This window comes from Gordonia sp. SL306 (assembly GCF_026625785.1).
GTDB lineage: Bacteria > Actinomycetota > Actinomycetes > Mycobacteriales > Mycobacteriaceae > Gordonia.
The window spans coordinates 666,561-689,980 of record NZ_CP113063.1 but is presented as its reverse complement, the minus strand read 5'-3'; the positions used below and the strand labels follow the sequence as shown (position 1 = coordinate 689,980).

General features: G+C 67.9%; 16 protein-coding genes. 9 read left to right on the top strand and 7 right to left on the bottom strand.

Annotation, left to right across the window (positions count from 1 at the left end; genetic code table 11):
• Window positions 1-12 precede the first annotated feature (12 nt).
• Both OVA31_RS03305 and OVA31_RS03300 read right to left on the bottom strand, forming a co-directional pair.
• Window positions 13-315, bottom strand: a complete 303-nt coding sequence (locus tag OVA31_RS03305) for an MGMT family protein (RefSeq protein WP_267629692.1) — start codon at window positions 313-315, stop codon at window positions 13-15.
• Window position 316: 1 nt separating this feature from the next.
• On the bottom strand, window positions 317-1,117 hold the full coding sequence (locus OVA31_RS03300; protein ID WP_267629691.1) for an alpha/beta fold hydrolase: 801 nt from the start codon (window positions 1,115-1,117) through the stop codon (window positions 317-319).
• Between the two features lie 103 nt (window positions 1,118-1,220).
• On the opposite strand from OVA31_RS03300, the gene OVA31_RS03295 reads away from it, so the two are divergent.
• From OVA31_RS03295 to OVA31_RS03265, 7 genes are all read left to right on the top strand, one after another.
• On the top strand, window positions 1,221-4,784 hold the full coding sequence (locus OVA31_RS03295; RefSeq protein ID WP_267629690.1) for an ATP-dependent helicase: 3,564 nt from the start codon (window positions 1,221-1,223) through the stop codon (window positions 4,782-4,784).
• A complete protein-coding gene (locus OVA31_RS03290; protein WP_267629689.1) occupies window positions 4,777-8,169 on the top strand; it encodes an ATP-dependent helicase in 3,393 nt (1,130 codons plus the stop codon). Before OVA31_RS03295 ends, OVA31_RS03290 begins: the two co-directional genes overlap by 8 nt.
• Window positions 8,170-8,206: 37 nt before the next feature.
• Window positions 8,207-9,277 carry a potassium channel family protein gene (locus OVA31_RS03285; RefSeq protein ID WP_267629688.1) on the top strand — a complete coding sequence of 357 codons (1,071 nt, stop codon included), beginning with the start codon at window positions 8,207-8,209 and terminating at the stop codon, window positions 9,275-9,277.
• Window positions 9,274-10,227: an NAD(+) diphosphatase gene (nudC, locus tag OVA31_RS03280; protein WP_267629687.1), complete on the top strand. Its 954-nt coding sequence runs from the start codon at window positions 9,274-9,276 to the stop codon at window positions 10,225-10,227. Before OVA31_RS03285 ends, nudC begins: the two co-directional genes overlap by 4 nt.
• Window positions 10,228-10,276: 49 nt before the next feature.
• Window positions 10,277-10,561, top strand: a complete 285-nt coding sequence (locus tag OVA31_RS03275; RefSeq protein ID WP_164308860.1) for a mycoredoxin — start codon at window positions 10,277-10,279, stop codon at window positions 10,559-10,561.
• Window positions 10,562-10,747: 186 nt separating this feature from the next.
• Window positions 10,748-12,793, top strand: a complete 2,046-nt coding sequence (locus OVA31_RS03270) for a UvrD-helicase domain-containing protein (RefSeq protein ID WP_267629686.1) — start codon at window positions 10,748-10,750, stop codon at window positions 12,791-12,793.
• 563 nt (window positions 12,794-13,356) lie between these two features.
• Entirely contained in the window at window positions 13,357-13,647 is a 291-nt protein-coding gene (locus OVA31_RS03265; protein ID WP_267629685.1) for a WhiB family transcriptional regulator, read from the top strand.
• Window positions 13,648-13,795: 148 nt separating this feature from the next.
• Here OVA31_RS03265 and OVA31_RS03260 read toward each other — a convergent pair whose 3' ends face one another.
• The 3 genes from OVA31_RS03260 to OVA31_RS03250 all read right to left on the bottom strand — a co-directional run bounded on the left by OVA31_RS03260 (window position 13,796) and on the right by OVA31_RS03250 (window position 17,744).
• Window positions 13,796-15,112: an ABC1 kinase family protein gene (locus tag OVA31_RS03260; RefSeq protein WP_267629684.1), complete on the bottom strand. Its 1,317-nt coding sequence runs from the start codon at window positions 15,110-15,112 to the stop codon at window positions 13,796-13,798.
• Between the two features lie 80 nt (window positions 15,113-15,192).
• Window positions 15,193-16,134 (bottom strand): hypothetical protein, encoded by a 942-nt coding sequence (locus OVA31_RS03255; protein ID WP_324290176.1) that lies wholly within the window; start codon window positions 16,132-16,134, stop codon window positions 15,193-15,195.
• A gap of 122 nt (window positions 16,135-16,256) precedes the next feature.
• Complete coding sequence (locus OVA31_RS03250) at window positions 16,257-17,744, bottom strand: zinc-dependent metalloprotease (protein WP_267629683.1); 1,488 nt, start codon at window positions 17,742-17,744, stop codon at window positions 16,257-16,259.
• Between the two features lie 88 nt (window positions 17,745-17,832).
• On the opposite strand from OVA31_RS03250, the gene OVA31_RS03245 reads away from it, so the two are divergent.
• Window positions 17,833-18,873, top strand: coding sequence for a PDZ domain-containing protein (locus OVA31_RS03245; protein WP_267629682.1), 1,041 nt, complete (start codon window positions 17,833-17,835; stop codon window positions 18,871-18,873).
• A gap of 12 nt (window positions 18,874-18,885) precedes the next feature.
• On the opposite strand, the gene OVA31_RS03240 is transcribed toward OVA31_RS03245, so the two are convergent.
• Entirely contained in the window at window positions 18,886-19,506 is a 621-nt protein-coding gene (locus OVA31_RS03240) for a PPA1309 family protein (RefSeq protein WP_267629681.1), read from the bottom strand.
• A 279-nt stretch (window positions 19,507-19,785) separates the two neighbouring features.
• Here OVA31_RS03240 and OVA31_RS03235 point away from each other — a divergent pair, with 279 nt between their 5' ends.
• On the top strand, window positions 19,786-22,779 hold the full coding sequence (locus OVA31_RS03235; protein ID WP_267629680.1) for a UPF0182 family protein: 2,994 nt from the start codon (window positions 19,786-19,788) through the stop codon (window positions 22,777-22,779).
• 84 nt (window positions 22,780-22,863) lie between these two features.
• Here the strand turns inward: OVA31_RS03235 and OVA31_RS03230 are convergent, their stop codons facing one another.
• Window positions 22,864-23,151 carry a hypothetical protein gene (locus OVA31_RS03230; RefSeq protein ID WP_267631385.1) on the bottom strand — a complete coding sequence of 96 codons (288 nt, stop codon included), beginning with the start codon at window positions 23,149-23,151 and terminating at the stop codon, window positions 22,864-22,866.
• Between the last annotated feature and the right edge of the window lie 269 nt (window positions 23,152-23,420).

The following is a 23,420-nucleotide window of genomic DNA, read 5'->3' as shown; positions in this document are numbered from 1 at the left end:
GAGACCACGCGCTCACCCGATCGGCGTCCACCGGCACTGACGGAGGATCACCTTGCCGTCGCGGACCGGTACCCCTTCGCCCCGTAGGCGTTCGAGTTGTCGGCCGGCCAGGTGGGCAGCAGGTTTCCCGCTCGCGGAGATGACGCGATGCCACGGCAGGTCGGCCGAGTCGGTCCGCATGATCCATCCGACGATCCGAGGACTGGAGAGTCCCACGGCCGCCGCCAGGTCGCCGTAGGTGGTGACCTGACCGACCGGGATCGCGCCGACGAGCGCGCGCACCTGCTCGACCTCGTCGTCGGTGACCGCCGCCATGTCAGCCCCGATCGACCATCGACCGGATGACTCGCGCGGTGAGCTCGGGCGCCAGGAACGGCACCATGTGTTCGCAATCGGCGTGCACGATCTCCACAGAGTCAGGGCGGTCGGTGGCGCAGGCCTCGAGAAAGGCGGGCCGGACGAACGGTGGGTCGACCCGATCGGCGACGACGACCGTCGTCGGTAGACCCGGCGGCGGCACCGCGGCGTCACTGGCCATCTCGCTCCACGCGGTGGCCGCGGCCGGGGCGGATACCCGCCAGCCCACCCGCCCCGGTGCGCTGTCGGTGAGGTGATCTTCGATCTCCTTGTCCAACAGCAATTCCGGGATGTCTGCCCATCCTTCGGCGCGTTTGGCCGACTTGGCGGCCGCCGCATCCGGGTAGTCCCAGTGCTCGAGGCTGTCGGTGGCGACCTGCAGGGCCATGGCGGGATCGAGGCCCTGGGCCGGGTCGAGCAGGACCAGTCCGCGCACCGATCCGCTGCCCAACCGCTGGGCGAGGCGCACCGCGACGGCGCCCCCGAACGAGTGCCCCACCATGACGAACGGCCGGGCGGCCACCGGGATGTACTGGTCGACCACGTCGACCAGCGACGCGACGTGTTCCTCCAACGACCACGGCGGCACCCACGGCGAGTGCCCGTGCCCGAGCAGGTCGGGGGAGATCACCCGCAGGTCGGTGAGGTGATCGGCGGCGAGTGACTCCCATCGCCTGCCGTGGCCGGTGAGCCCGTGGATGGCGAGGACGTGCGGTGCCTCGGGTGTGTCGGTCCCGAAGACGTAGGTGGTCAACGACATGACTGCCATCCTGCCGCATGCCAGGGGGCCCGACATCGAAGGATCGGGCACGCACGGGGGTCGAGCGCCCAGCGGTGTCGTGGCCCCGTGATTCCATAGGGTCATGGCACGTCGCGTCGATTCCACGCCCGGGGCGGGCACCGCGCTGCGCACCCGACTGATCGCCACCCGGGTCGGCGCCGACGATGCCGCCCGGCAGTGGCCTGCCGACGTCGAGGATGCGATCAGCGGTTCGTCGTCGGCGGATCCCGGACGTCCGTGGTCGCCGATCCGCGTCCACGGCGGTCCGGGCACCGGGAAGACTGCCCTGATCGTCGACGCCGCGGTGTCCCGGCTGGTGCGGCCCGAGGTGGATCCCGAGTCGGTGCTGGTCCTGGCGTCGTCGCGACGTGCCGCGGGAATGCTCCGTGAGGAGATCACCCGCCGGGTGCTGGCGGCGCGGCCGGGCGGTGATGCCGACGGCGCCGGCCACGCGTTGCGGGAGCCCTTGGTGCGCACGGTCCACTCCTACGCGTTCGCCGTCCTCCGCTTGCAGGCTTCGGCGCACGGAAATCCGCCGCCCCGGCTGATCACCGGCTCCGAACAGGACATGGTGCTGCGTGAACTGCTGGCAGGTGACCTCGAGGACGGCGCAGAGTATTGGCCGGATCGGCTGCGGCCGGCCCTGGGCACCGATGGGTTCGCACAGGCGTTGCGCGATCTCATGATGCGCGCCGCCGAACGTGGGGTCGGCCCGGAGGAACTGTCCGCCCTGGGCCGCCGTCATCGCCGCCCGGAGTGGGTGGCGGCCGGCCGGGCATACGGCCAGTACGAGCAGAACATGCTGTTGCGCGGCGCGGTCGGCGCCGACGCCCCGGGCGCTTCGGCGCCCGCGGTCGATGCCGCGGAACTAGTCGGGTCGGCCCTGTCGGCGTTCGCCACGGACCCCGATCTTCTCGCCGGTCAGCGCCGACGAATCCGGCATCTCCTGGTCGACGATGCTCAGCATCTCGATCCGCAGGCATCGGCGCTGGTGACGCTGATCGGCACCGGCACCGATTCGACCGTGATCGCCGCCGACACCGATCAGTCGGTGTTCGGTTTCCGGGGTGCCAGCCCTCGGTTCGCCGACGAGCTGGCCGACCGCGGTTCCGACCGGGACATCGTGCTGACACAAGGTTTTCGAAATCATCCGGCGGTCGCCGTGGTCGGCAAGGCGTTGGTGTCGCGGCTCCCGGGGGCTCGTCCTCATCCCTATCCGTTGCCGCCGGAGGTGAGGTGGGACGGAACCGACCCGAACGACGACCCGCTTGGCGGAGCCGAGGTCAGGGTCTTCAGTTCGGGCGCCAAGGAGGCCACCGCGGTCGCTGACCTGTTGCGTCGCGCGCACTTGTTCTCGGGGGTCCCGTGGTCCCGGATGGCGGTGATCGTGCGGTCGGTATCGCTGGCGTTGCCGGCGTTGCGTCGCGCATTCCGTTCCGCGGGTGTCCCGGTCACCACGCCGACCAGCGACCTGCCGCTGCACCGTCAGCGTGCTGTCGCGGCGCTGATGCAGGTTTTGCGCGCCGTCACCGCACGAGGGTTGTCCGACGACGAGGCCGTGGAGGCGTTCGCGGTGGAGGACGCGGTCGCATTGCTGTCCGGTCCCGTCGGCGGCGCCGACCCGGGCGCCATGCGCCGACTGCGTCGCGGGGTCCGCCGCTTCGACGAGCGGACGGGCGACGGCGGAGCGGCCACCGATTCGCTGATCGCCCTGCGGCGCGCGATCCTCGACCGCATGGAGGCCGAGCGCTATCTCCGAGCTCTGACCGACGCCGAGGCTCGGCCGCTGGTGCGCGTACTCGAGGTGGTCGATGCCGCCCATCGCGCAGATGTGGCACGCCGCGGCGTGGAGGAAACCCTGTGGGCGGCTTGGCAGGCGACCGGTCTGGAACGTCGGTGGATGGCGAGTGCGATCCGCGGTGGCCCGGCCGGGGAGCAGGCCGACCGCGATCTCGACGCGGTGATGGCGATGTTCGAGGCGGCCGCGGGATTCGCCGACAACCTGCCTGCGGCGGGACCTGCCGGTTTTGTCCGATACCTTGCGGCACTGCAGATCCCACGGGACAGCCGCGTTCCGGGTGCGGGTGCCGACGCGGTGACCGTGCTGTCGGCCCATGCCGCCGCGGGCCGCGAGTGGGACGTCGTCGCGGTGGCCGGCGTACTGGACGGTCTGTGGCCGTCGCTGCGCAGCCGGGGCAGTGTGCTGGGGACGGGTCAGCTGGTCGATCTGCTCGACGGAGTGGATCCGGAGGCGCTGGACACGGTGGCCCGCACCACGTCTGCGCTGGCCGATGAGAGGCGGCTGCTGCTGGTGGCGTGCACCCGGGCGCGGCGTCGTCTGCTGGTGACGGCCGTGGAGGACGGGAGCGGCGATGCGTCGCCGTCGCGGTTCGTCGCGGAGATCGCGGATGCCCTCGCCACACGTCGGGAGGGCTCGGCGGACGCGGTCGACGGGGAACCGGCCGAGCCGTTCGCGGAATTGCCGCTGGATCCCGGCGTCGATCGAGTGTTGTCGTTGCCGTCGTTGATCGCGACGTTGCGGTCCGCAGTGGTGACCGGCGCCGGGAGCGGAGCGAGCGGGCCGAATGTCACCGGCGCCGGGAGCGGAGCGAGCGGGCCGAATGTGGCCGGCGCCGGGAGCGGAGCGAGCGGGCCGAATGTGGCCGGCGCCGGGAGCGGAGCGAGCGGGCCGAATGCGGCCGAGCTCGATGCGCGCACGCGGGCCGCCGCCGAACTGCTCGCCGAACTCGCCGACTCGGATATTCCCGGTGCCGCTCCGAAGGACTGGTACGGATTGGCGGGACCGAGTTCCGATGCGGCCCTGTGGACTCCGGACCGCGGGCCGGTGATGTTGTCGCCGTCGAACGTGGAGTCGTTGACGCGATGTTCGTTGCGTTGGGTTCTCGAACGGCATGGCGGACGCGACGGCGACGGCACGCCTGCGCTGACCGGGACCTTGGTGCACACCCTGGTGCAGGCCGTGGCCGGCCAGATCGAGCCTGCCGAGGTGACGGCTGCGCTGCGCGGCATCTGGGACCGGGTCGATACCGGGGCGGCGTGGTACTCGGTGCGGGAACTCGAGCGGGCCGAGGCGATGCTGACGAATTTCCGTGACTGGCTGCGACTCTCGCGTGACGAGCTGTCGGAGATGGGTGTCGAGGCGGAGATCGACGCGACCCTGCCGGCCGGAGATGCCGACAGCGGCGCGGACGGTGATCCGGAGGTGCCGGTGCGCCTACGCGGCCGGATCGACCGTCTCGAACGCGACCGTGACGGTCGGCCGGTGGTGGTCGACGTGAAGACTGCGAAGACCGCGATCACCAAGGCGGATGCGCACGATCACGCACAGCTGGCGACCTATCAACTCGCACTGGCACTGGGCGGGGTCGAGGGCACCGGCGCCGCCCCCGGCGGCGGTCGCCTGGTGTACGTCTCGGCGGCGAACCGGAACAGCGGCGCAACGGAACGGGTCCAGGAGCCTCTCACCTCGGATCGGGTGGACGAGTGGATCTCGGTGGTACGCAAGGCAGCCCGGGCCAGCGTCGGTCCGGTCTTTGCCGCGACCCTCAACCCCGGATGTGCCCACTGCGCGCTGGCCACCAGCTGTCCGGCGCAACTGCGTGGCAAGACGGTGATCGATGACTGACCGGCTCGTGAGGTCGAGGATCTCCGCGGTGTCGCTGGCCGCTGCCCTCGGGCTGCCCACACCGACGCCCGAACAGGTCGCCGTGATCGAGGCGCCGATGGAGCCGATCCTCGTCGTCGCGGGGGCGGGGGCCGGTAAGACGGAGACCATGGCGGCCCGGGTGGTGTGGCTGGTGGCCAACGGTCTCGTCGCACCCGATGAGGTGCTCGGACTGACCTTCACGCGCAAGGCGGCCAGTGAGCTGGGGGCCCGCATCAGGCGTCGACTGTCGATGCTGGCAGGGTCGTCCGCGTTGCGCAGCTGGGATCCCGATGGTGCCATCACTGCGCGCCTGAGCGGCGGTGACCCGGAGGTCAGCACGTACCACGCGTACGCCGGGCGGCTCATCGCCGACTACGGTCTGTTGCTGCCGGTGGAGCCGAATTCCACGTTGTTGTCGGAGACCGAGCTGTGGCAGATGGCGTTCTCGGTGGTCGCGAACTGGACCGGGGAGCTGCAGACGAAGAAGGTCCCGGCCAGTGTCACCGAGGCAGTGCTGAAGCTGTACGGGGAGATGGCCGAGCACCTCGTCGACATGGACGACCTGAGACGCACGGGCGACGACCTCTATCAACTGATCGAGACGTTGCCGAAGGGTCCACGCCAGCGCGACACGCCGACCCAGGCCCTGCTGAAGGTGCGCGACGTCATCGACGAACGGCGCGAACTGATCCCGATGGTGGAGGCGCTGTCGGAATCCATGCGGGCGGCCACCGCGCTCGACTTCGGCAGTCAGATGTCGCTGGCGGCGCGACTGGTGATGCGAAATCCTGAAGTGGTTGCCGCCGAACGTGAATCGTTCAAGGCGGTGCTCCTCGACGAATATCAGGACACCGGTCACTCGCAGCGGATCCTGCTGGCGACCTTGTTCGGCGTGGCGCCGGGCCGCCGCGGGTCGGCGCCCACACGCGGGCGCGGTGGTGTCGGGAGCGTTGCAGTCACCGCCGTCGGTGACCCCATCCAGTCCATCTACGGGTGGCGTGGGGCGTCGGCGGCCAATCTCCCCAGGTTCACCGACGACTTCCGACAGTCCGACTCGTCGCCCGCCGTTCGGCTGGAATTGCTCACCAGCTGGCGAAATGCCGTCCACGCGTTGCGCCTCGCGAACGAGACGTCGGACGAACTGCGTCGCCGGGGGATACCCGTCAGTGTGTTGCGACCGCGTCCCGACGCCCCGCTCGGTTCGGTGCGACTCGCACTCGCCGACACCGTCGTCGACGAGCGGAACTGGGTCGCTGATCGTGTGGAGCGGCACTACCGGGACGCCGAGATTGCCGGCGCGCCGCCGCCCACCACGGCAATCCTGGTGCGGCGCAACGAGGATTCCGCCCCGTTGGCTGCCGAGTTGGAGAGTCGGGGCATCCCTGCCGAGGTCGTCGGTATCGGCGGCCTGCTCCATGTCCCGGAGATCGAGGACATCGTTGCCATGTTGCGGGTCATCGCCGACCCGATGGCCGGTACCGCGGCGATGCGCCTGCTCACCGGTGCACGATGGCAACTCGGCGCCGGTGATCTGGCAACGCTGTGGCGACGCGCGACCGAGTTGGCCGCGGTGGAGTCGTATGGCTCGACCGGCGTGGTGGCGTCCCGGGAGGAGCTCGACGATGCCCTCGACGCGGTCCTGCCCACGGAGATCGTCGACCGTGCCGGGATCGCGGATGCCATCGTCGATCCGGGTGACGCACAGCGCTACAGCAGCGAGGGATACGCCCGTATCCGCGCCTTCGGCGCGCAGCTGGAGTCGTTGCGTCGCCGGATCGGTCAACCGCTCCCCGAACTGGTGGCCGACGTCGAACACACCATCGGAGTGGCGGTGGAGGCGCAGATCCGGGCTCATCGCATGCGCGGTGCGATCACCGGGCGTGAACACCTGGACGCCTTCGCCGACTATGTGACCGCATACGCCGACCGGCCGGGAGCGAATCTGCCGGGGCTGCTGGCGTTCCTGGACACTGCGGAGACCATCGAGAAGGGGCTCGAGCCCGGTCGGATCGAGGTCGCCGAACAGCGGGTTCAGATCCTCACCGTGCACGCCGCGAAGGGCCTCGAGTGGGATGTCGTGGTGTTGCCACATCTGTGTCAGGGCATCTTTCCCGGCGGTCGCGCCGACACGACGTGGCTGGGCAGCGCCAAGGAGTTGCCTGCGGCGCTGCGCGGCGATCTGGCCGACGGGACCGATGCGGAGGGGTTCCCGGCCTTGGATCTGCGGTCGGTGTCGGATCGCAAGGAACTCGAGACGACGCTCACCGAACACAAGGAGGCGATCGGCCGGCGGCGGCTCGAAGAGGATCGCAGATTGCTCTATGTGGCCCTGACCCGTGCGAAGCACGAATTGTTGATCTCGGCTCACCACTGGTCCGAGACCGGCGACAAGCCGCGAGGCGGTTCACCGTTCTTCGAGGAGATCCGCACCATCATGTCGGCGTCCATCGCCGACCCCGACGTGGACTCGACCGACATGGTGATCGATGTCGACGCACCGGAGCCGACCGATGGTGCGGCCAACCCGCTGGCAGAGCGGATCGTCAGCGAGTCGTGGCCGCGTGATCTGCTCGGCGAGCGCCGCTTCGCGGTGACGGCTGCGGCCCGTCTGGTCCTCGATGCGATCGCCGATCGCGACGCGCCGGCACTGTTCGATGCCCCGGCGTCCGACCGGACAGGAGACGAAGAGGACGACGAGGAGATCGCCGCATGGCGCGCCGAGGTGGCCGCCCTGCTGGCCGAACACCACAGCACCAATCAGGCGGAGGTCGACGTGGAGCTGCCGACGCATCTGTCGGTGAGCCAGCTCGTGGAGCTCGACACCGACGAGGCCGCTTTCGCTCGACGGCTACGGCGCCCGACGCCCTATCAGCCCAACCCGACGGCCCGCCGGGGTACCGCGTTCCACGCCTGGGTCGAGCGGTGGTTCGGCGCGACCCGCCTTCTCGATGTCGACGAGTTGCCGGGTGCCGCCGACGGGACCGCGTCACCCGACGCCGACCTCGATCAGCTGCGTGATGCCTTCCTGGCGTCGCCCTGGGCACAGCGCAGCCCGACCGAGGTGGAGGTGCCGTTCGAGACGGTGATCGGTCCGACGGTGATCCGCGGCCGGATCGATGCCGTGTTCGCCGAGGCCGGGGGGCGCTGGTTGGTGGTCGACTGGAAGACGGGGTCGGTGCCCGAACCGGCGCGCCGGGAACCGCTCTTCGTCCAGCTCGCCGCCTACCGGATCGCCTGGGCGCAATTGGCCGGTGTGCCACTCGAGAACGTGCGTGCCGCATTCCACTACGTGCGGTCCGGCTACACGCTGGAACCCGACGACCTGCCCGATCGGCCGGCGCTCGCTGCAATGCTGGCGAAATGAGCTAGATTCCACTCGTGAGCGAACGGCGGTACGGCTGATGCGGTCCAGGGGGTTTCGGCGACGCCTGCGGTCCGAGGAACTCGCGGACAGCCCCGACTACGCGCTGGTCGGAGTTGTCCGGATTCCCGAACTGCAGCAGAGTCCGGGCCGGGCAATCGGCAAGCGAGTGGTCTTCGCCGTGGTCGCGTTGTTCGCGACGTCGATCCTCGTCTATCTCGACCGCGACGGGTATCGGGACGTCCAGCCGAACCCACTGTCGTTCCTCGATGCGATGTACTACTCCGCGGTGACGCTCTCGACCACCGGGTACGGCGACATCACCCCGTACACCCCGTCCGCCCGGCTGATCAACCTTCTCATCATCACCCCGTTGCGCGTGCTGTTCCTGATCGTGTTGATCGGCACCACACTGGAGGTGCTGACCGAACGGTCACGGCAGGCGCTCAAGATCCAGCGTTGGAGGAACAGCGTGCGCAATCACACCGTCGTCATCGGTTACGGCACCAAGGGACGGACCGCGGTGGACGCGATGATCGGCGACGGCATCAAGCCGGCCGAGATCGTCGTGGTCGACTCGGACCCGCACATCTTGGAGGCGGCCGCTGCCGACGGCCTCGTGACGGTCCGCGGGGACGCCACCAAATCGGATGTCCTGCGGCTCGCGGGTGTGGCACACGCGGCGAGCATCGTGGTCGCGGCCAACCGCGACGACACCGCTGTGCTGGCGACGCTGACCGCTCGAGAACTGAATCCGCGGGCGAAGATCGTGGCGTCCATCAGGGAATCGGAGAACACCCACCTGATGCGGCAGTCGGGTGCGAACTCGGTGGTGGTGTCGTCGGAGACGGCCGGACGGTTGCTCGGTATCGCGACCATGACGCCGTCGGTGGTGGAGGTCATCGAGGATCTCCTGACGCCGGATGCGGGGTACGCGATCGCCGAGCGCGAGGTCGACCCGACCGAGACCGGCGGATCGCCCTCACACACCCGCGACATCGTGCTCGGGGTGGTGCGCAGGGGAGTGTTGCATCGTGTCGATGACAGTGAGGTCGAGCAGATCGAGGCAGGGGACAGATTGCTCTACGTGCGCAAGGGACAGTCCGAGTGATCGGGGATCAGTTCGTGCTCGACCAGCCGCCGCTGCTGTCGCGCGCGACGTTTGACCGAGCCGATGAGATCCGCGACGACCCGGCACGCATGCAGGCGGGGTGGTCGACGGCCCGCCTGCTCCTGATCGATTCCAGCGGGCGCTACCCGGTGTCCGACGGTGGTGGCCTGCATTGGCTCGCCGCCGGCGAGTTCGCCGACGAGCCGCTCGCGGATGCGGTGTTCCTCGGGATCGGTGGCGCCGAGAGCGCCGGAGCGGATCTATGGGCTCGACGTGTCGATCACATCGACGGTCCCACCGACGACCCGCGTCGCGGCGCACACGGCCTGGACGCCGACGAGGCAGGCCTCCTCGCCACGGCGCTGGGCATCTTGAACTGGCATGCCACCGCACGCTTCTCGCCGGTGGACGGGTCGGCGACGGTCCCGGCTCGCGGCGGTTGGGTGCGACGGCACGTGGACACCGGCGCCGACGAGTTCCCGCGAACCGACCCCGCCATCATCACCGTCGTCCACGACGGTGCCGATCGGGTGTTGCTCGGACGGCAGGCGATCTGGCCCGACGGTTGGTACTCGACCCTCGCCGGTTTCGTCGAACCCGGGGAGTCGCTCGAACAATGCGTCGCGCGCGAGGTCCACGAAGAGGTCGGCATCAGCATCCGCGAACCCCGCTACCTGGGCAGCCAGCCATGGCCGTTCCCGCGGTCGCTGATGCTGGGTTTCGCCGCGATCGGCGACCCCGACGAACCTCTGGAGTTCTTGGACGGGGAGATCGGCGATGCCGTCTGGTTCGACCGCGCCGAGGTCATCGACGCGCTCGAGGAGGGCACCGAATGGGTGCGTGGCGACGGATCCGTGGGCACGGGGACAGATGAGCGCAGGCTGCGTCTCCCTGGGTCGATCTCGATCGCCCGATCGCTCATCACGGCGTGGGCGTACGCGGACCGCTGATACCGGGCTCGCCGGGAACAGTGCGCCGTTCCGTGCTGTTATGGATGTCATGAGCAATGTGATCGACGACGACGCCTCCGCCCGGGTTTCCGAAACCGGCGAACTGACGATGTACACCACGAGTTGGTGCGGCTACTGTGCGCGGCTCAAGACCGGACTCAAGAGCCTCGGTCTGACGTGGCAGGAGGTCGACATCGAGCTCAACCCGGACGCGGCGGAGTTCGTCGGCAGCGTGAACGGCGGCAACCACGTCGTCCCGACGGTGCTGTACGCAGACGGCAGCACCGCCACGAACCCGTCGATCGCAGACGTCAAGGCCAAGCTCGGCGTCTGATCGTCGCCGGTGGCGCGGACACCCGACACTCGCCGAGCGGGCGCAAAAACTCGTCGATCGTGCCCAGAAAATCGCCGATCGTGCCCAGAATTGTGCCGACCGTGCCCAGAATTGTGCCGACCGTGCGCAGATCGGCGTAGCGGGACGTGACGATCGGGTGTCCGTGCCGGATGGCATAGTGAACCGGTGCCCGATCTCCACCGCATTCTCGACGGTCTCGACCCCGAGCAGCAGCGGGCGGTACTCGCCCCACGTGGCCCGGTGTGCGTGCTGGCGGGAGCGGGGACCGGGAAGACGCGGACCATCACCCGCCGTATCGCGCATCTGATCGACAGCGGCCAGGTCAATCCGAGTCAGGTGCTCGCCGTCACGTTCACCACGCGAGCCGCGGGCGAATTGCGGTCGCGACTCAGGTCGCTCGACATCGCCGGGCCCGGGAATTCGGTGCAGGCGCAGACATTTCACGCGGCGGCCCTGCGTCAGCTCCGATACTTCTGGCCGCGTGGACTGAGCTGGGAGCTCCTCGACCACAAACTCCCTCTGGTCGCACGCGCCGCTCGTCACGTCGGTTTGACCACCACGAGCGAGTCCTTGCGTGACCTGACGTCGGAGATCGAGTGGGCCAAGGGATCTCTCATCACACCCGGCGAATACGTGGCGCACGCCGGTGCCGCCGGTCGCGACACTCCGTTCCCCCACGATGCGGTGGCCGCGGTCTTCGACACGTACGAGGCTGCGAAACGTGATGGTGCACATCTGCTCCTGGATTTCGACGATCTGATCATCTACGCAGGCGAGCTGCTTCGGGAAAGTGACCACGCAGCCGATTTCCGTTCGCGCTACCGGTGTTTCGTCGTCGATGAGTATCAGGACATCACACCGGTCCAGCAACGACTGCTCGAGGCGTGGCTGGGGGAGCGCGACAACCTGACGGTGGTGGGGGATGCGAACCAGACCATCTACTCGTTCGCCGGTGCGACGGCGAAATACCTGTTGGACTTCACCCGTCGCCACCCGGAGGCGACGCTGGTCCGTCTGGAACGTGACTATCGATCCACCCCCGAGGTGGTGTCACTGGCGAATCAGGTCATCGGTGCCGCGACGGAGCGTTCACCGGGTACCAGGCTCGAGCTGGTGGGACAACGTCCCCGGGGGCCGGTTCCCCGACCCGCCGAGTTCGCCGACGACCTGCGTGAGGCGAACGGGGTCGCCGCGCAGATCAAACACCTGGTGAACTCCGGTACGTCGCCGTCGGAGATCGCCGTGCTCTATCGCGTGAACGCGCAATCCGAACGATTCGAGGAGGCACTCACCGAGGCGGGCATCCCCTATCAGGTACGGGGCTCGGAGGCATTCTTCATGCGCACCGAGATCGGGCAGGCCATGCGGAACCTCGAGGCCGCCGCCGGCCGCGACGACCTGCCCGCAGGCGCCGAGACCACGCGGGTGGTACGCGCGGTCCTTGCGCCGCTCGGCCTGAGCGAGACCGAACCAGCGGGGCCGACCGCGAAGGCCCGATGGGAATCGTTGCGTACGTTGATGTCTGTCGTCGACGAGATCATCGCCGACCAACCGGGTATGACGTTGCGGCGGCTGGTGTCCGAGCTGGCGTTGCGGGCGGGTGAGCGGCACACCCCCGCGCAGGTCGGCGTCACGCTGGCGTCGTTGCACGCGGCCAAAGGGTTGGAGTGGGACGCGGTGTTCCTGGTCGGACTCACCGAGGGATCGGTTCCCATCACTCAGGCGATCGAACGCGGCGACGAGGCGGTCGAGGAGGAACGCCGGCTTTTCTACGTCGGCATCACTCGGGCTCGCGAACACCTCTACCTGTCGTGGAGCCTGTCGCGATCCGGGGCCGGCCGGGCTACCCGGCGACGCACCCGGTTCCTCGACGGCATCGATCTCGATCCGAATCGGAGCGGGCGATGCACGGTCTGCGGAGCGGAACTGGTGAACCCGGAGTCGCGGGTGCGAGGTCGGTGCGCGAGTTGCCGCATCGAGGACCGTGACGAATCGTTGGTGTCCGCGCTGAGGGCCTGGCGGGCCGACCGGGCGCGGCGGCGTGGCGTGCGGGAACTCGCCATCCTCACCGATGCGATGCTGGACGCGGTGGCCGACCAGCGACCGGCGGATGCCCGATCCCTCGGTGCGATTCCGGGCATCGGACCGACGAAACTCGAGGAGTTCGGTCCCGAACTCCTCGACCTGGTCAAAGGTCGCCGGGTTGAGTAGCGACGCGTACCGAAACCCGCAGGTCAAAAATGGGTTGTGCGAAGTTTGTCCCACCCCCTAGTCTTGATTCGTCAGCACGGGGTGCCACCTGTTTGTCCGTAACGGGTCGCCTCACATGTGGAAGCCGACGAGCACGGAAAGGAGCGGATCAGTGAACGGAATCAACCTTCAGGCGAGCGTCAGCGTGCCTGTGGCGATGCCTCTGGCACCAACGGCGACGTCGACCGAGTTCGTCGGTATGGAATTCCGTCGCGACCGCTCCTGGGTCGATACGACCCATGTGCGCCCGTTGGCAGCCCATGCGCCCGCCGCAGCCGTAGCGCTCGCAGACCCGGCAATCGCCGGCGCGCGAGCCGCGCAGCGGTTCCCCGTGCAGATACGAAGTCTGCGGAGACGTTAACTCCGCACTTTTCGGGCCACGGGCGAATCGCAGACGCGAACCCGTGGCCCTTGTTGTAGATACCCGAAATCGATCTCATCCCAGACGGTGAGTTCCCATTTCGTCTACTCCACATCGAGGACTCCGGGTTCAACACCCAACACGAGTAGATGTGGAGAGCAAGATGACCGTCGATTGCGTTCTCGAATCGTGTCTTTCGGCGGACCACGTGTCGGTCGATGGCCTGGACCTGCCCTGCCAGGTGGCCGACGCCGATCTGTGGTTCGCCGAGGACCCCCGAGATCTGGAGCGGGCCAAGGCAATGTGTGCCGAGTGCCCTCTGCGTGACGCCTGCCTGCAGGCTGCGCTGGAACGTGCCGAGCCCTGGGGGGTCTGGGGCGGTGAGATCCTCGACCGTGGCACCGTGGTCGCGCGGAAGCGCCCGCGCGGTCGGCCGCGCAAGAACGCCGCCTGATGAGGTGGCGGCCCTTCGAGGCGCTCGCAGGCTCGCTTCCTCAGGGAACCGGCTGGCGCTCGCAGGCTCGCTTCCTCAGGGGCCGACCGGAATCCCGGTCGGCCCCTGAGGACGGACCGTGCGAACAGCACGAAACGTCGTGCCGAACTCAATCGGCGAGGCCTGGCACCCACTTCTCCATGATCGCGCGATACGGTGCGTTCGCCTCGAGCTGGGAAGCGATGCCGACACATCCCGCAAGCACCCGAAACACCATCACATAGTTCTTGGGCACGTTCAGGTTTCGCGATGTCTTGTAGACGTCACCGCGGACGTCGGTGGCCTTGCCGGCGGCGCGCTGCATCCATTTGCGCGTGAAATGGAACGACTCGGTGTAGAGCGGATCGACGTACGGCTTCAGGTAGGCCTCGATGTCGGCCGGACTCACTCGGTCGGCATGCGAGCGCCGGATGAAGTCGGTCTGCACCATCAGCTCTTTGAGCTCTTCGTACTGTTTGTCCCGCGCCAGACGAAGAATGGGCCCGGTCTCCGGTGGCAGACCGTTGGGATAGTGACCGACCGCTCCGAAGTCGAGGATGCCGAAACGGCCGTCGTCCATCAGGAAGAAGTTCCCCGGATGTGGATCGCCGTGGAGCAGTCCGACCCGGAACGGTGAACTCACCTCGAAGGTGGCCATTTTCGCGGCCGCGTTGTCGCGGGTCGCCTGATCGCCGTCGGCGATCACCTTGGACAGCCGGGTGCCGTCGATCCATTCGGAGACAACCACCTTCGGTGCACTCGCCACGACCTTGGGAACCAGGAAGTCCGGGTCGCCGTCGAAGGCCTTGGCGAACGCGCGCTGATTGTCGGCTTCTCCGAGGTAATCGAGCTCGGCCTCTGTCCGGTCGATGAGTTCGTCCATCATCGCCCGGACATCGGTGCCCGGTGACAGCTTCTGCAACAGCCCGGACATCCGGGAGAGCGTCTTGAGGTCCGCCTTGAGTGCGTGATCGGCACCCGGGTACTGCACCTTGACGGCGACAGTGCGGCCGTCGGACCAGACGGCCCGGTGGACCTGCCCGATACTGGCCGACGCGGCGGGTTCGTCGGAGAACTCACGGAACCGTTCGCGCCACTTGGTGCCGAGCTGCTGGTCGAGGACCTTGTGCACCTTGGCCGCGGGCAGCGGCGGCGCCTCCGCCTGCAGTTTGGTCAACGCCTCGCGGAAGGGCTCCCCGAACTCGTCGGGGATGGCGGCCTCCATGATCGACATGGCCTGGCCGACCTTCATGGCGCCGCCCTTGAGCTCGCCGAGCACGGCGAAGAGCTGTTCGGCGGCCCGTTCCAGCATCTCCTGCTGGACCTCGTCCTTGTCCCTGCCCACCATGCGTTTACCGAGACCGGCCGCTGCGCGTCCGGCCATACCGATGGGCAGCGACGCCAACTTGGCGTTGCGTCGTCCCTGCCCCCGAGTGATGTCGCTCATAGCGTCCTTTCCCCACCTCAGGATAGAGGACGGGCGTGCCCCGACGACCGCCACACCCGAGCGCGGGGCTGCTGCCGTGGTCAACCGGCCTGCGCGGTGATCGGGCGGCAGTCGCACAGTGGATGCGGTGGCCATTCCACCACCGCGAGCCTTGCCGGATCGGCGTGGAATTCCAAAGCGCGATTGAACAATTGGGGTGTCGACTCGGTCGACGCGCCGGCCCAGAGCGCGCCTGCGAGCTGTTCGATCTGCTCATGGGTGAGCGCGGCGGTGCTCCGGATGGTGCCGGCACTGGCGTAGCCCGGCTGACGCACCATCTGTGCGGCCAGCAGAGGCCAGTCCGGTTCCATCGTGGTGCGATGGTGATCCGCGCACCGGAGGCAGCTCGAGAGGCCGGGCAACACAAGTGGTCCGATCACGCCGACTCCGTCTCGGACGCGCACCTGCAGATGCGGTATGCGGGCGGTGATGAGTGCGTTGACGACGGCCGGCTCGTGCACCAGGAAGTCGGTGAGCACCACGAGGTTCGCATCCCACCCGTCGACGACGGTGTCATGGGGACGACGGGTCGACCGGCGCGGCACCATCCCCACCTCGGCCAGCGAGGCGGCGAGCAGGTCCGACAGCGGGCCGCGTCCGTGCAGACGGATGCGCAGCGTCGACGACGATCTGCCGTTGTCGGTGGCGATCGCCTGGCCTGCGGAGGTGAGTCTGCCGACGATGGTCGCGAGATCGGCCGCGGTCAGGCCGATCGACCGCGCGCGGCGCAACATCTCGCCCCGCGACCGGGGGCGGGTCAGATCACGAACCAGGGCGGCGACCGCGTCCGCGCGGACCGGCGAGGTGAGCTCGATGATCAGGCTGCGGTGCGGATCGCTGCCGACGTGCACGCGATTGCCGGGCCGGACGAGGACCGGTGTCCCCGGTCGCACGAGAGGCAGGCTGATCGGCAGCTCGACGGGCTCCCGGGCACCCTGGGATTCGTCCCGGGGGCGTGGGTGCCGGACGCTCGGATCGGACATGACGTCACTCTGCCACCCCCGGAGGCGGTCGCACGGGTCGCCGAACAGGTTGTGCACAAGTGGGAACGCCTGTGATCAGTGCGGTTGCGGTGGTGCCGGAGGGTCCGGTAGCACCGCGGTGGTCACGATGCGCCGGAGTCGCGGGGCGGGTCGTCGGAGTCAGGGGAGTCAGACGGGCCAGAGGAGTCGTCCGGCTTGTCGCCCCGTGACTCCTGGTCCGCGCGCTCCTGCGCGAGAGTGGCCTCGAGCTGAGCGATCGGGTCGTCGAAGGAACTGGCCCCGCCGCCGATGACGCCGTCGATGAACGCCGCCGGATGATCGAGATCGTCGGCGTCGGGCATCAGATCCGGATGTGCCCACACCCCGTCACGAGTCGAGATGTCGCCTGCCTCCAGCAATTGCCGCCAGAGTGCCGAGGCTTCCCGCACCTTGCGTGGCCGCAACTCCAGGCCCACGAGCGTCGCGAAGGTCTGCTCGGCGGGCCCGCCCGTGGCACGCCGCCGCCGCATCGTCTCGGTGAGGGCTGCCGCGCTCGGGATGCGGTCGTCGAGGGCCTTCGACACCACCTGTTCCACCCAGCCCTCGATCAGGGCGAGGAGGGTCTCCAGCCGGGCCAGCGCCGCCTGCTGCTCGGGTGTGGTGGTCGGTTCGAACGACGCCGACGACCCGATCAGCTCCTCGAGTTTGGACGGGTCGGACAGGAGTTCCTGCGGGTCGATGCCGGAGGTCATGTCGGCGATGCCGCTGAAATCGATGCTGATGCCCCGCGCATACTCCTCGACCGTGGACAGCAGACGCTGCCGCAGCCAGCCGACGTGGGTGAACAGGCGCACATGCGCGGCCTCGCGGGCGGCGAGGAAGAGGATGATCTCCTGCGCCGGTTGCTCGAGCCCCTCGGCGAAACTCGCGATCGCCTCGGGCAGCAGGACTGCGGTGCCCTCCGGGGCGAGGGGGAGTCCGACGTCGGTGGAGGTGAGGACCTCCTTGGCCAGCTGGCCGAGTCCCTGGCCGAGCTGGGTGCCGAAGGCCATCCCGCTCATCTGGGTCAGCATGCCCATCATCGGGCCGGCGAACTGGGCGGCCTCCGCTGGCAGATTCTGTTCCCACGTGCGCGACAGCTGCGTGGCGACGGGATCGCAGAGGCGCTTCCAGGTCGGCATCGACTCCTCGAGCCACGTCACCGGCGTCCACGCGACGGCCTGGCGAACCCCGCCGGGGAAGGTCGTCACATCATCGAGCCAGACGTCGGCCAGGCGGACCGCATCGGCGACGGCCTGGGTCTCCTTGTCGAGCACGGGTGTGAAGTTGCCGATCTGCTGGCGGGCGAGGTTCGTGGCGACCTGGTAGTTCACCGGACCGCCACCCGCACCGGGCGCCATCCCGGCGCCCATTCCACTGAACATGTTGCCCAGCTGGGAGAACATCTGGCCGAGCTGCGACGGATCGAAACCCTCGGCGCCGCCCATCGCGAAACCGAACGGGTTCTGCGGGTTGCCCGGATCGCCGGGGGTCGCGTCGTTGCCGGACTTGTCCTCGCGACGGTTGTCCTCGCCGCGGCGCTCGTCGTCGTCGTCGCCGGAGGGGGAGAACCCGAAGGGCAGATCACTCATGCCTCCACGGTACCGCCCGCCAGGCGTCCCGGCGTTCGCCTTGAGCGTAGGCAGCTCAATGCGGGAGGGGTCCGTTACTGTGAGCGGAATGAGCTTGCAGCCCGGGCATCGTCGGATCGCGACCGTCGCCGTCACCGCGCTGGTCTTCGTCGCATTGCTGTTCGTCGGGACGACCGTGCAGGTGCCGTTCGTGGCACTCGGTCCCGGCCCGACCGTGAACACACTCGGCACCCTCGACGACAAGTCCGTGGTCGACATCACCGGCACGCCCACCGATCCGACGACCGGAAATCTCAATCTGACGACCGTCTCGGTCACCGACGGAATGTCGATGTTCCAGGCCCTCGGGATGTGGATGTCCGGCACGTACACGCTCGAGCCGCGTGACCGCCTGTACCCGCCCGATCAGTCGCCGGACGATGTCCAGCAACAGAATCAGCAGGAGATGACGGGATCGGAGGACAGCGCCACCGCCGCGGCGCTGCGATTCTTGCACCGGCCGACCAAGGTCGTCGTCGTGACCGTCGCGCCCAACGGCCCGTCCGCGGATGTGCTCCGGCAGGGCGATCAGGTGCTGGCGGTCGCAGGCAAGCCGGTGGCGACGACGGCGGAGATGCAGGCCGCGGTCAAGGGCAATGCGCCGGGCACAGCAGTTCCCATCGAGATCGATCGCGGTGGTGCCAAGCAGACCGTGACGGTCACGCTGGCGGCTCGTCCCGGCGATCCCGAGGTCGGCTATCTCGGGGTCACCCCCGAAGTGGTGAATGCCGATCCGGCACTGAAGGTCTCGTACAACGTCGGTGATATCGGCGGCCCGTCGGCCGGGATGATGTTGAGTCTGGCGGTGATCGACCGCCTGAGCCCGGGCGAACTGACCCACGGCAAGTTCATCGCGGGGACAGGGACGATCGACGAGGACGGTGCGGTCGGCCCGATCGGTGGCATCACGCACAAGACGCGCGCCGCCCGGGACGCCGGCGCCACCGTGTTCCTCGTGCCCCAGCGCAATTGCGCCGAGGCCGCCTCGGACGCGCCGGACGGGCTCACGCTGGTGAAGGTGGACACCCTGCAGGGCGCCGTCGACGCGCTCGGCGATGTGGGCGCAGGACGGCCCGCCCCGCACTGCTGATCTCCGACCGTGTCAGCTGTCGGGACCGTGGTCGAGCGTGTTTGCCAGGGCCGCGCGCAGATCGGTGGCCAGGTCGTGATGGGTGAGCAACTCGATGCCGGTCGGTTCGGCATCCTTCTCGGGACGTAGCTGCATCAGGGCCAGCGTGCGGCCGTTGCGCAGTGCGCCGACGGCGAGCCGGGCCGGGCGTGCACCGGGATGGGCGTCGGCCGAGGCGCGCAAGACGGCGTCACCCCCGGTCGGGTCGTCCGGGTCGCCCGGCACCTGCAGAAACGCCGAATCAAGGTCCGCCTCGGCCTCCGGCGGCAGCACGAGGATCTCCTGGACCAGCGCCGCGCCGGTGACCGGGGCCGGCCAGGTCGTGGTCGCGAGGATGCGTTCGAGGTCTGCGGTGCCGGACGGTTCGGAGCCGATCGGGAGGGGTTCCTGCGCGATCGGACTCAGCTCCGAGTCGTCGTCGGGGTCGATCAGATCCGGTTGGGTCTGCGCCAGCGTGGCCGTCGGGACCAGGGCGAAGAGGGCAGGCGGCTGATCCCAGCCGCTCTCGTCGACGAATGTCACGATGTCACTCAGAGCGCGGCCCAGCGCGTCGGGTGAGAGGCCGCCGGACGAGGGTGATGGCTGATCGGTCACCGGTCCATCTTGCCGTGTTCCGGCGACGACGGGTGCCACTCGCGCGGGGCCACCACGACGAGTGCGATGTGACATGGAACTCACCCGGGTGGCAGTGCGTTGTCGATTCACGCAGGGCGCCGCCCTCTCGACCTCGTCACCGAGTGCGGGGTCGGCGGCCGGCGGCACCGGTGTCGGACCAGCGCCACACCGGGCCAGTACAGTTGGACGAACACGAGCCCTGCGGGCTTCGTACGGGTCGGGCCGATGCCCGAAATGAGAACTTTGGAGTGTGGGTAGGTGGGCGTACGCGGGCCGGCAGGGATGCCGACACTGTCGCGCAGGAGCAAGATCGCCATCGGGATCGGTGTCGCCGTCCTCGTGCTGCTGCTGATCGGGCCACGCTTGGTGGGACTCGCCACCGACTGGCTGTGGTTCTCCGATCTCGGATACACCCGGGTGTTCTCCACGATCGTGTGGACACGCGTCGTGTTGTTCCTCGTCACGGCCGTGGTGGTCGGTCTGGTCGTATTCGGGGCCATCGCGATGGCCTATCGATCCCGGCCGGTCTTCGTGCCGGCCTCGGGGCCGAACGATCCGCTGGCTCGTTATCGGGCCACCGTGATGGGACGGACGCGCTGGTTCGCGATTGTGCCGTCGGCCTTGATCGGCCTGCTCGCCGGCCTGGTGACCCAGGGTTCCTGGGCGACGGTCCAGACCTTCCTGCACGGTGAGAGCTTCGGCGTCAAGGACGCCCAGTTCGGGCTCGACGTCAGCTTCTATGCGTTCGATCTGCCGTTCTACCGCCTCGTGCTCAACCTGCTGTTCGTCATCCTGGTGATCTCGTTCCTGGCCAACCTGATCACCCATTACCTGTTCGGCGGGCTCCGCCTCGGCGGTGGCGGGACGAAGCCGTCGATGACCACCGCGGCGCGTGTGCAGCTCGCCACGCTTGCGGGAATCTTCCTGCTGCTCAAGGCTGTCGCGTACTGGTTCGACCGCTATTCGTTGCTGTCGAGCCAGCGCAAACAGGAGATCTTCACCGGCGCCAGCTACACCGACATCAACGCGGTGCTGCCGTCGAAGTTGATCCTGATGGCCATCGCGATCATCTGCGCCCTGGCGTTCTTCGCGGGCGTGGTGTTGCGCGACCTCCGGGTGCCGGCGCTCGCCACCGCACTCATGTTGCTGTCGGCCCTGGTCATCGGGGTGGGGTGGCCACTGGCGATGGAGCAGTTCTCGGTCAAGCCGAACGCCGCGCAGAAGGAATCGGAGTACATCGCGCGCAACCTGACGGCCACCAAACAGGCGTACAAGATACGTGACAAGGACGACGTCACCTACGAACAGAACTGGACCGAGACCCCGGCGGATCCGGTGGCGGTCAACAGTGATTCGGCGACGTTGTCGAACATCCGGATTCTGGATCCGAACGTCATCGCGCCGGCCTTCAATCAGCGACAGTTCCTCAAGAACTTCTATGGTTTCCCCGCGCAGCTCGCGGTCGACCGCTACAAGGTCGACGGACAGGAGCGCGACTACGTGGTCGCGGCCCGTGAGCTCGATCCGTCGAAGTACGGCGAGAACCAGCAGAACTGGATCAACAAGCACACCGTGTTCACCCACGGCAACGGATTCATCGCAGCGCCGGCCAACACCGTCGACGAGGCGTCGTCCGATAGCGACAGCGACCGGGGTGGTCTGCCGGTGTTCAAGGTCAGCGACCTCGAGACGATCCGGTCGAAGGACTATCAGCAGACCGCGCCCATCAAGGTCAAACAGCCGCGCATCTATTTCGGTGAGCTCATCGCCAAGGTGAACCCCGACTACGCCATCGTCGGCTCGGACAACGGCGACCGGGAGTACGACGAGGACGGCAAGAACTACACCTACACCGCCGATTCCGGTGTCTCGCTGGGGAACTGGTTCAACCGTTTCCTGTACTCGGTGAAGTACACCGAGCGCAACATCCTGCTCTCGGGCGCGATCAACAAGAACTCCAAGATCATCTACGACCGCGATCCGCGGGACCGTGTGAAGAAGGTCGCTCCCTGGCTGACGCTCGACTCCAAGACCTATCCCGCCGTGATGGCCGACGGATCGATCAAGTGGGTCGTCGACGGGTACACCACGCTCGACACCTACCCGTATGCGCAGCGGATGTCACTGCAGGGTGCGACGTCTGATGCGCAGGAGCTCAATCAGGGGCAGACCGGTCGGACCCAGGTCAACCGTCAGATCTCCTACGCGCGCAACTCCGTGAAGGCCACTGTCGACGCCTACACGGGCAAGGTGGACCTCTATCAGTTCGACACCTCCGACCCCGTGTTGAAGACGTGGATGAAGGTGTTCCCGGGAACGGTCAAGTCGCGCGCCGAGCTCGACAAGGATCCGGATCTGCTCTCGCATTTCCGGTACCCGGAGGACCTGTTCAAGATTCAGCGCGCCCTTCTCGCCAAGTACCACGTGTCCGATCCGGAGACCTTCTTCCGCAGCAACAACTTCTGGTCGATTCCCGCGGATCCGAGCAAGGACCAGGCCGTGCAGCAGGGGCTGAATCAGCCGCCGTACTACTTCACCGCTGCCGCTCCCAACGGCACGGAGTCGCAGTTCCAGCTGACGACGGTGATGACAGGTCTGAACACCCGGAACCTGGCCGCCTACATGACGGCGTCGTCCGACCCGCGGGACTACGGCCGGATCACGGTGAAGACATTGCCCACGGCCAAACAGACCGTCGGCCCGCAGCAGGCGCAGGAGAACATGAAGAGCGCCGGCCCGGTCGCCTCGGATCGTAAACAGGTCGAGGACACCACCCGGGTGACTTACGGCAATCTGCTGACGCTACCGGTGGGCCGCAATGGGATTCTGTATGTCGAGCCGATGTACACCCAGTCGAAGACCGACGACTCGGCGATTCCCAAGCTCTATCGCGTGCTGGTCTACTACAACGCGGCCAGCGACGGTGCCCGCGTCGGTTACGCGGCCACGGTTTCGGAGGCGCTGCGCCAGGTGGGCATCAATCCCGCGGCGGTGACCGACCCGGAGAGTGGTCCGGCTGTCGAAGGCGGTGCGAGTGCCCAACCCTCACAGTCCGCGAATGCCGCGTCGGCGAACCCGTCGCCTCAGCAGGGGCAGTCGCCGGAGCGCGACGCTGCGGTCCAGGCGATCGGCTCCGCGCTCACCGCGCTGAAGGACGCGCAGGTGAAGGGTGATTTCAAGGCCTACGGCGAGGCGCTCGATCAGCTGAACCAGGCGGTGTCGCAGTACGAATCACTGCCGTCGGGAGGCTGATCACTGCCGCTCGAATCGGAAAATGGCGGGGCGCACCAGAATTCTCTGGTGCGCCCCGCCATTTCGTCGGCGGATGTCAGTGGATCACTCGCGATATCGGTGCATGTACCGATCGAGTTCCCGCTCGGTGTCGTCGGGTAGCACCGGGCTGTGATGGTGGCGATGATTGAGAGACAGGAAGATCGATGCGGCGACGGCGAACGCACCGATCATCAACAGGCCGAACAAGATGGCCGCTGCGACGTGGCCGCCTGCCATCGACACGAGCCAGAGCGCGGCCGAAGCGAAACCGCCGAGAACCAGCACATACCCGACGACACTCATCGGATGGTTTCCGTGGCTCTCGTGATGGGGCAGATGATGAGTAGCCATCATTTCTCCTCCTTCGGTTGACGTACCGCCAGGATACGCTCCTGTGATGTGTGTCACAGGCTGATTGTGAGGACGCTTCGTTTACGCAGTTCGGAGCGGGTTTTGTGCTCAATCGCGACTGTGCTCGTCAGTGCTCACGGTGGCCGGGTGACTGTGGCCCTGTTCATCGCCGTACGTGACGGCGGTCATCGCCGAAACCGGGCCGGGGATGCGCCACGAACGTCTGTCCGACGGACTGACTCGTCAGTAAGGTGACGACGGCGCTGGCC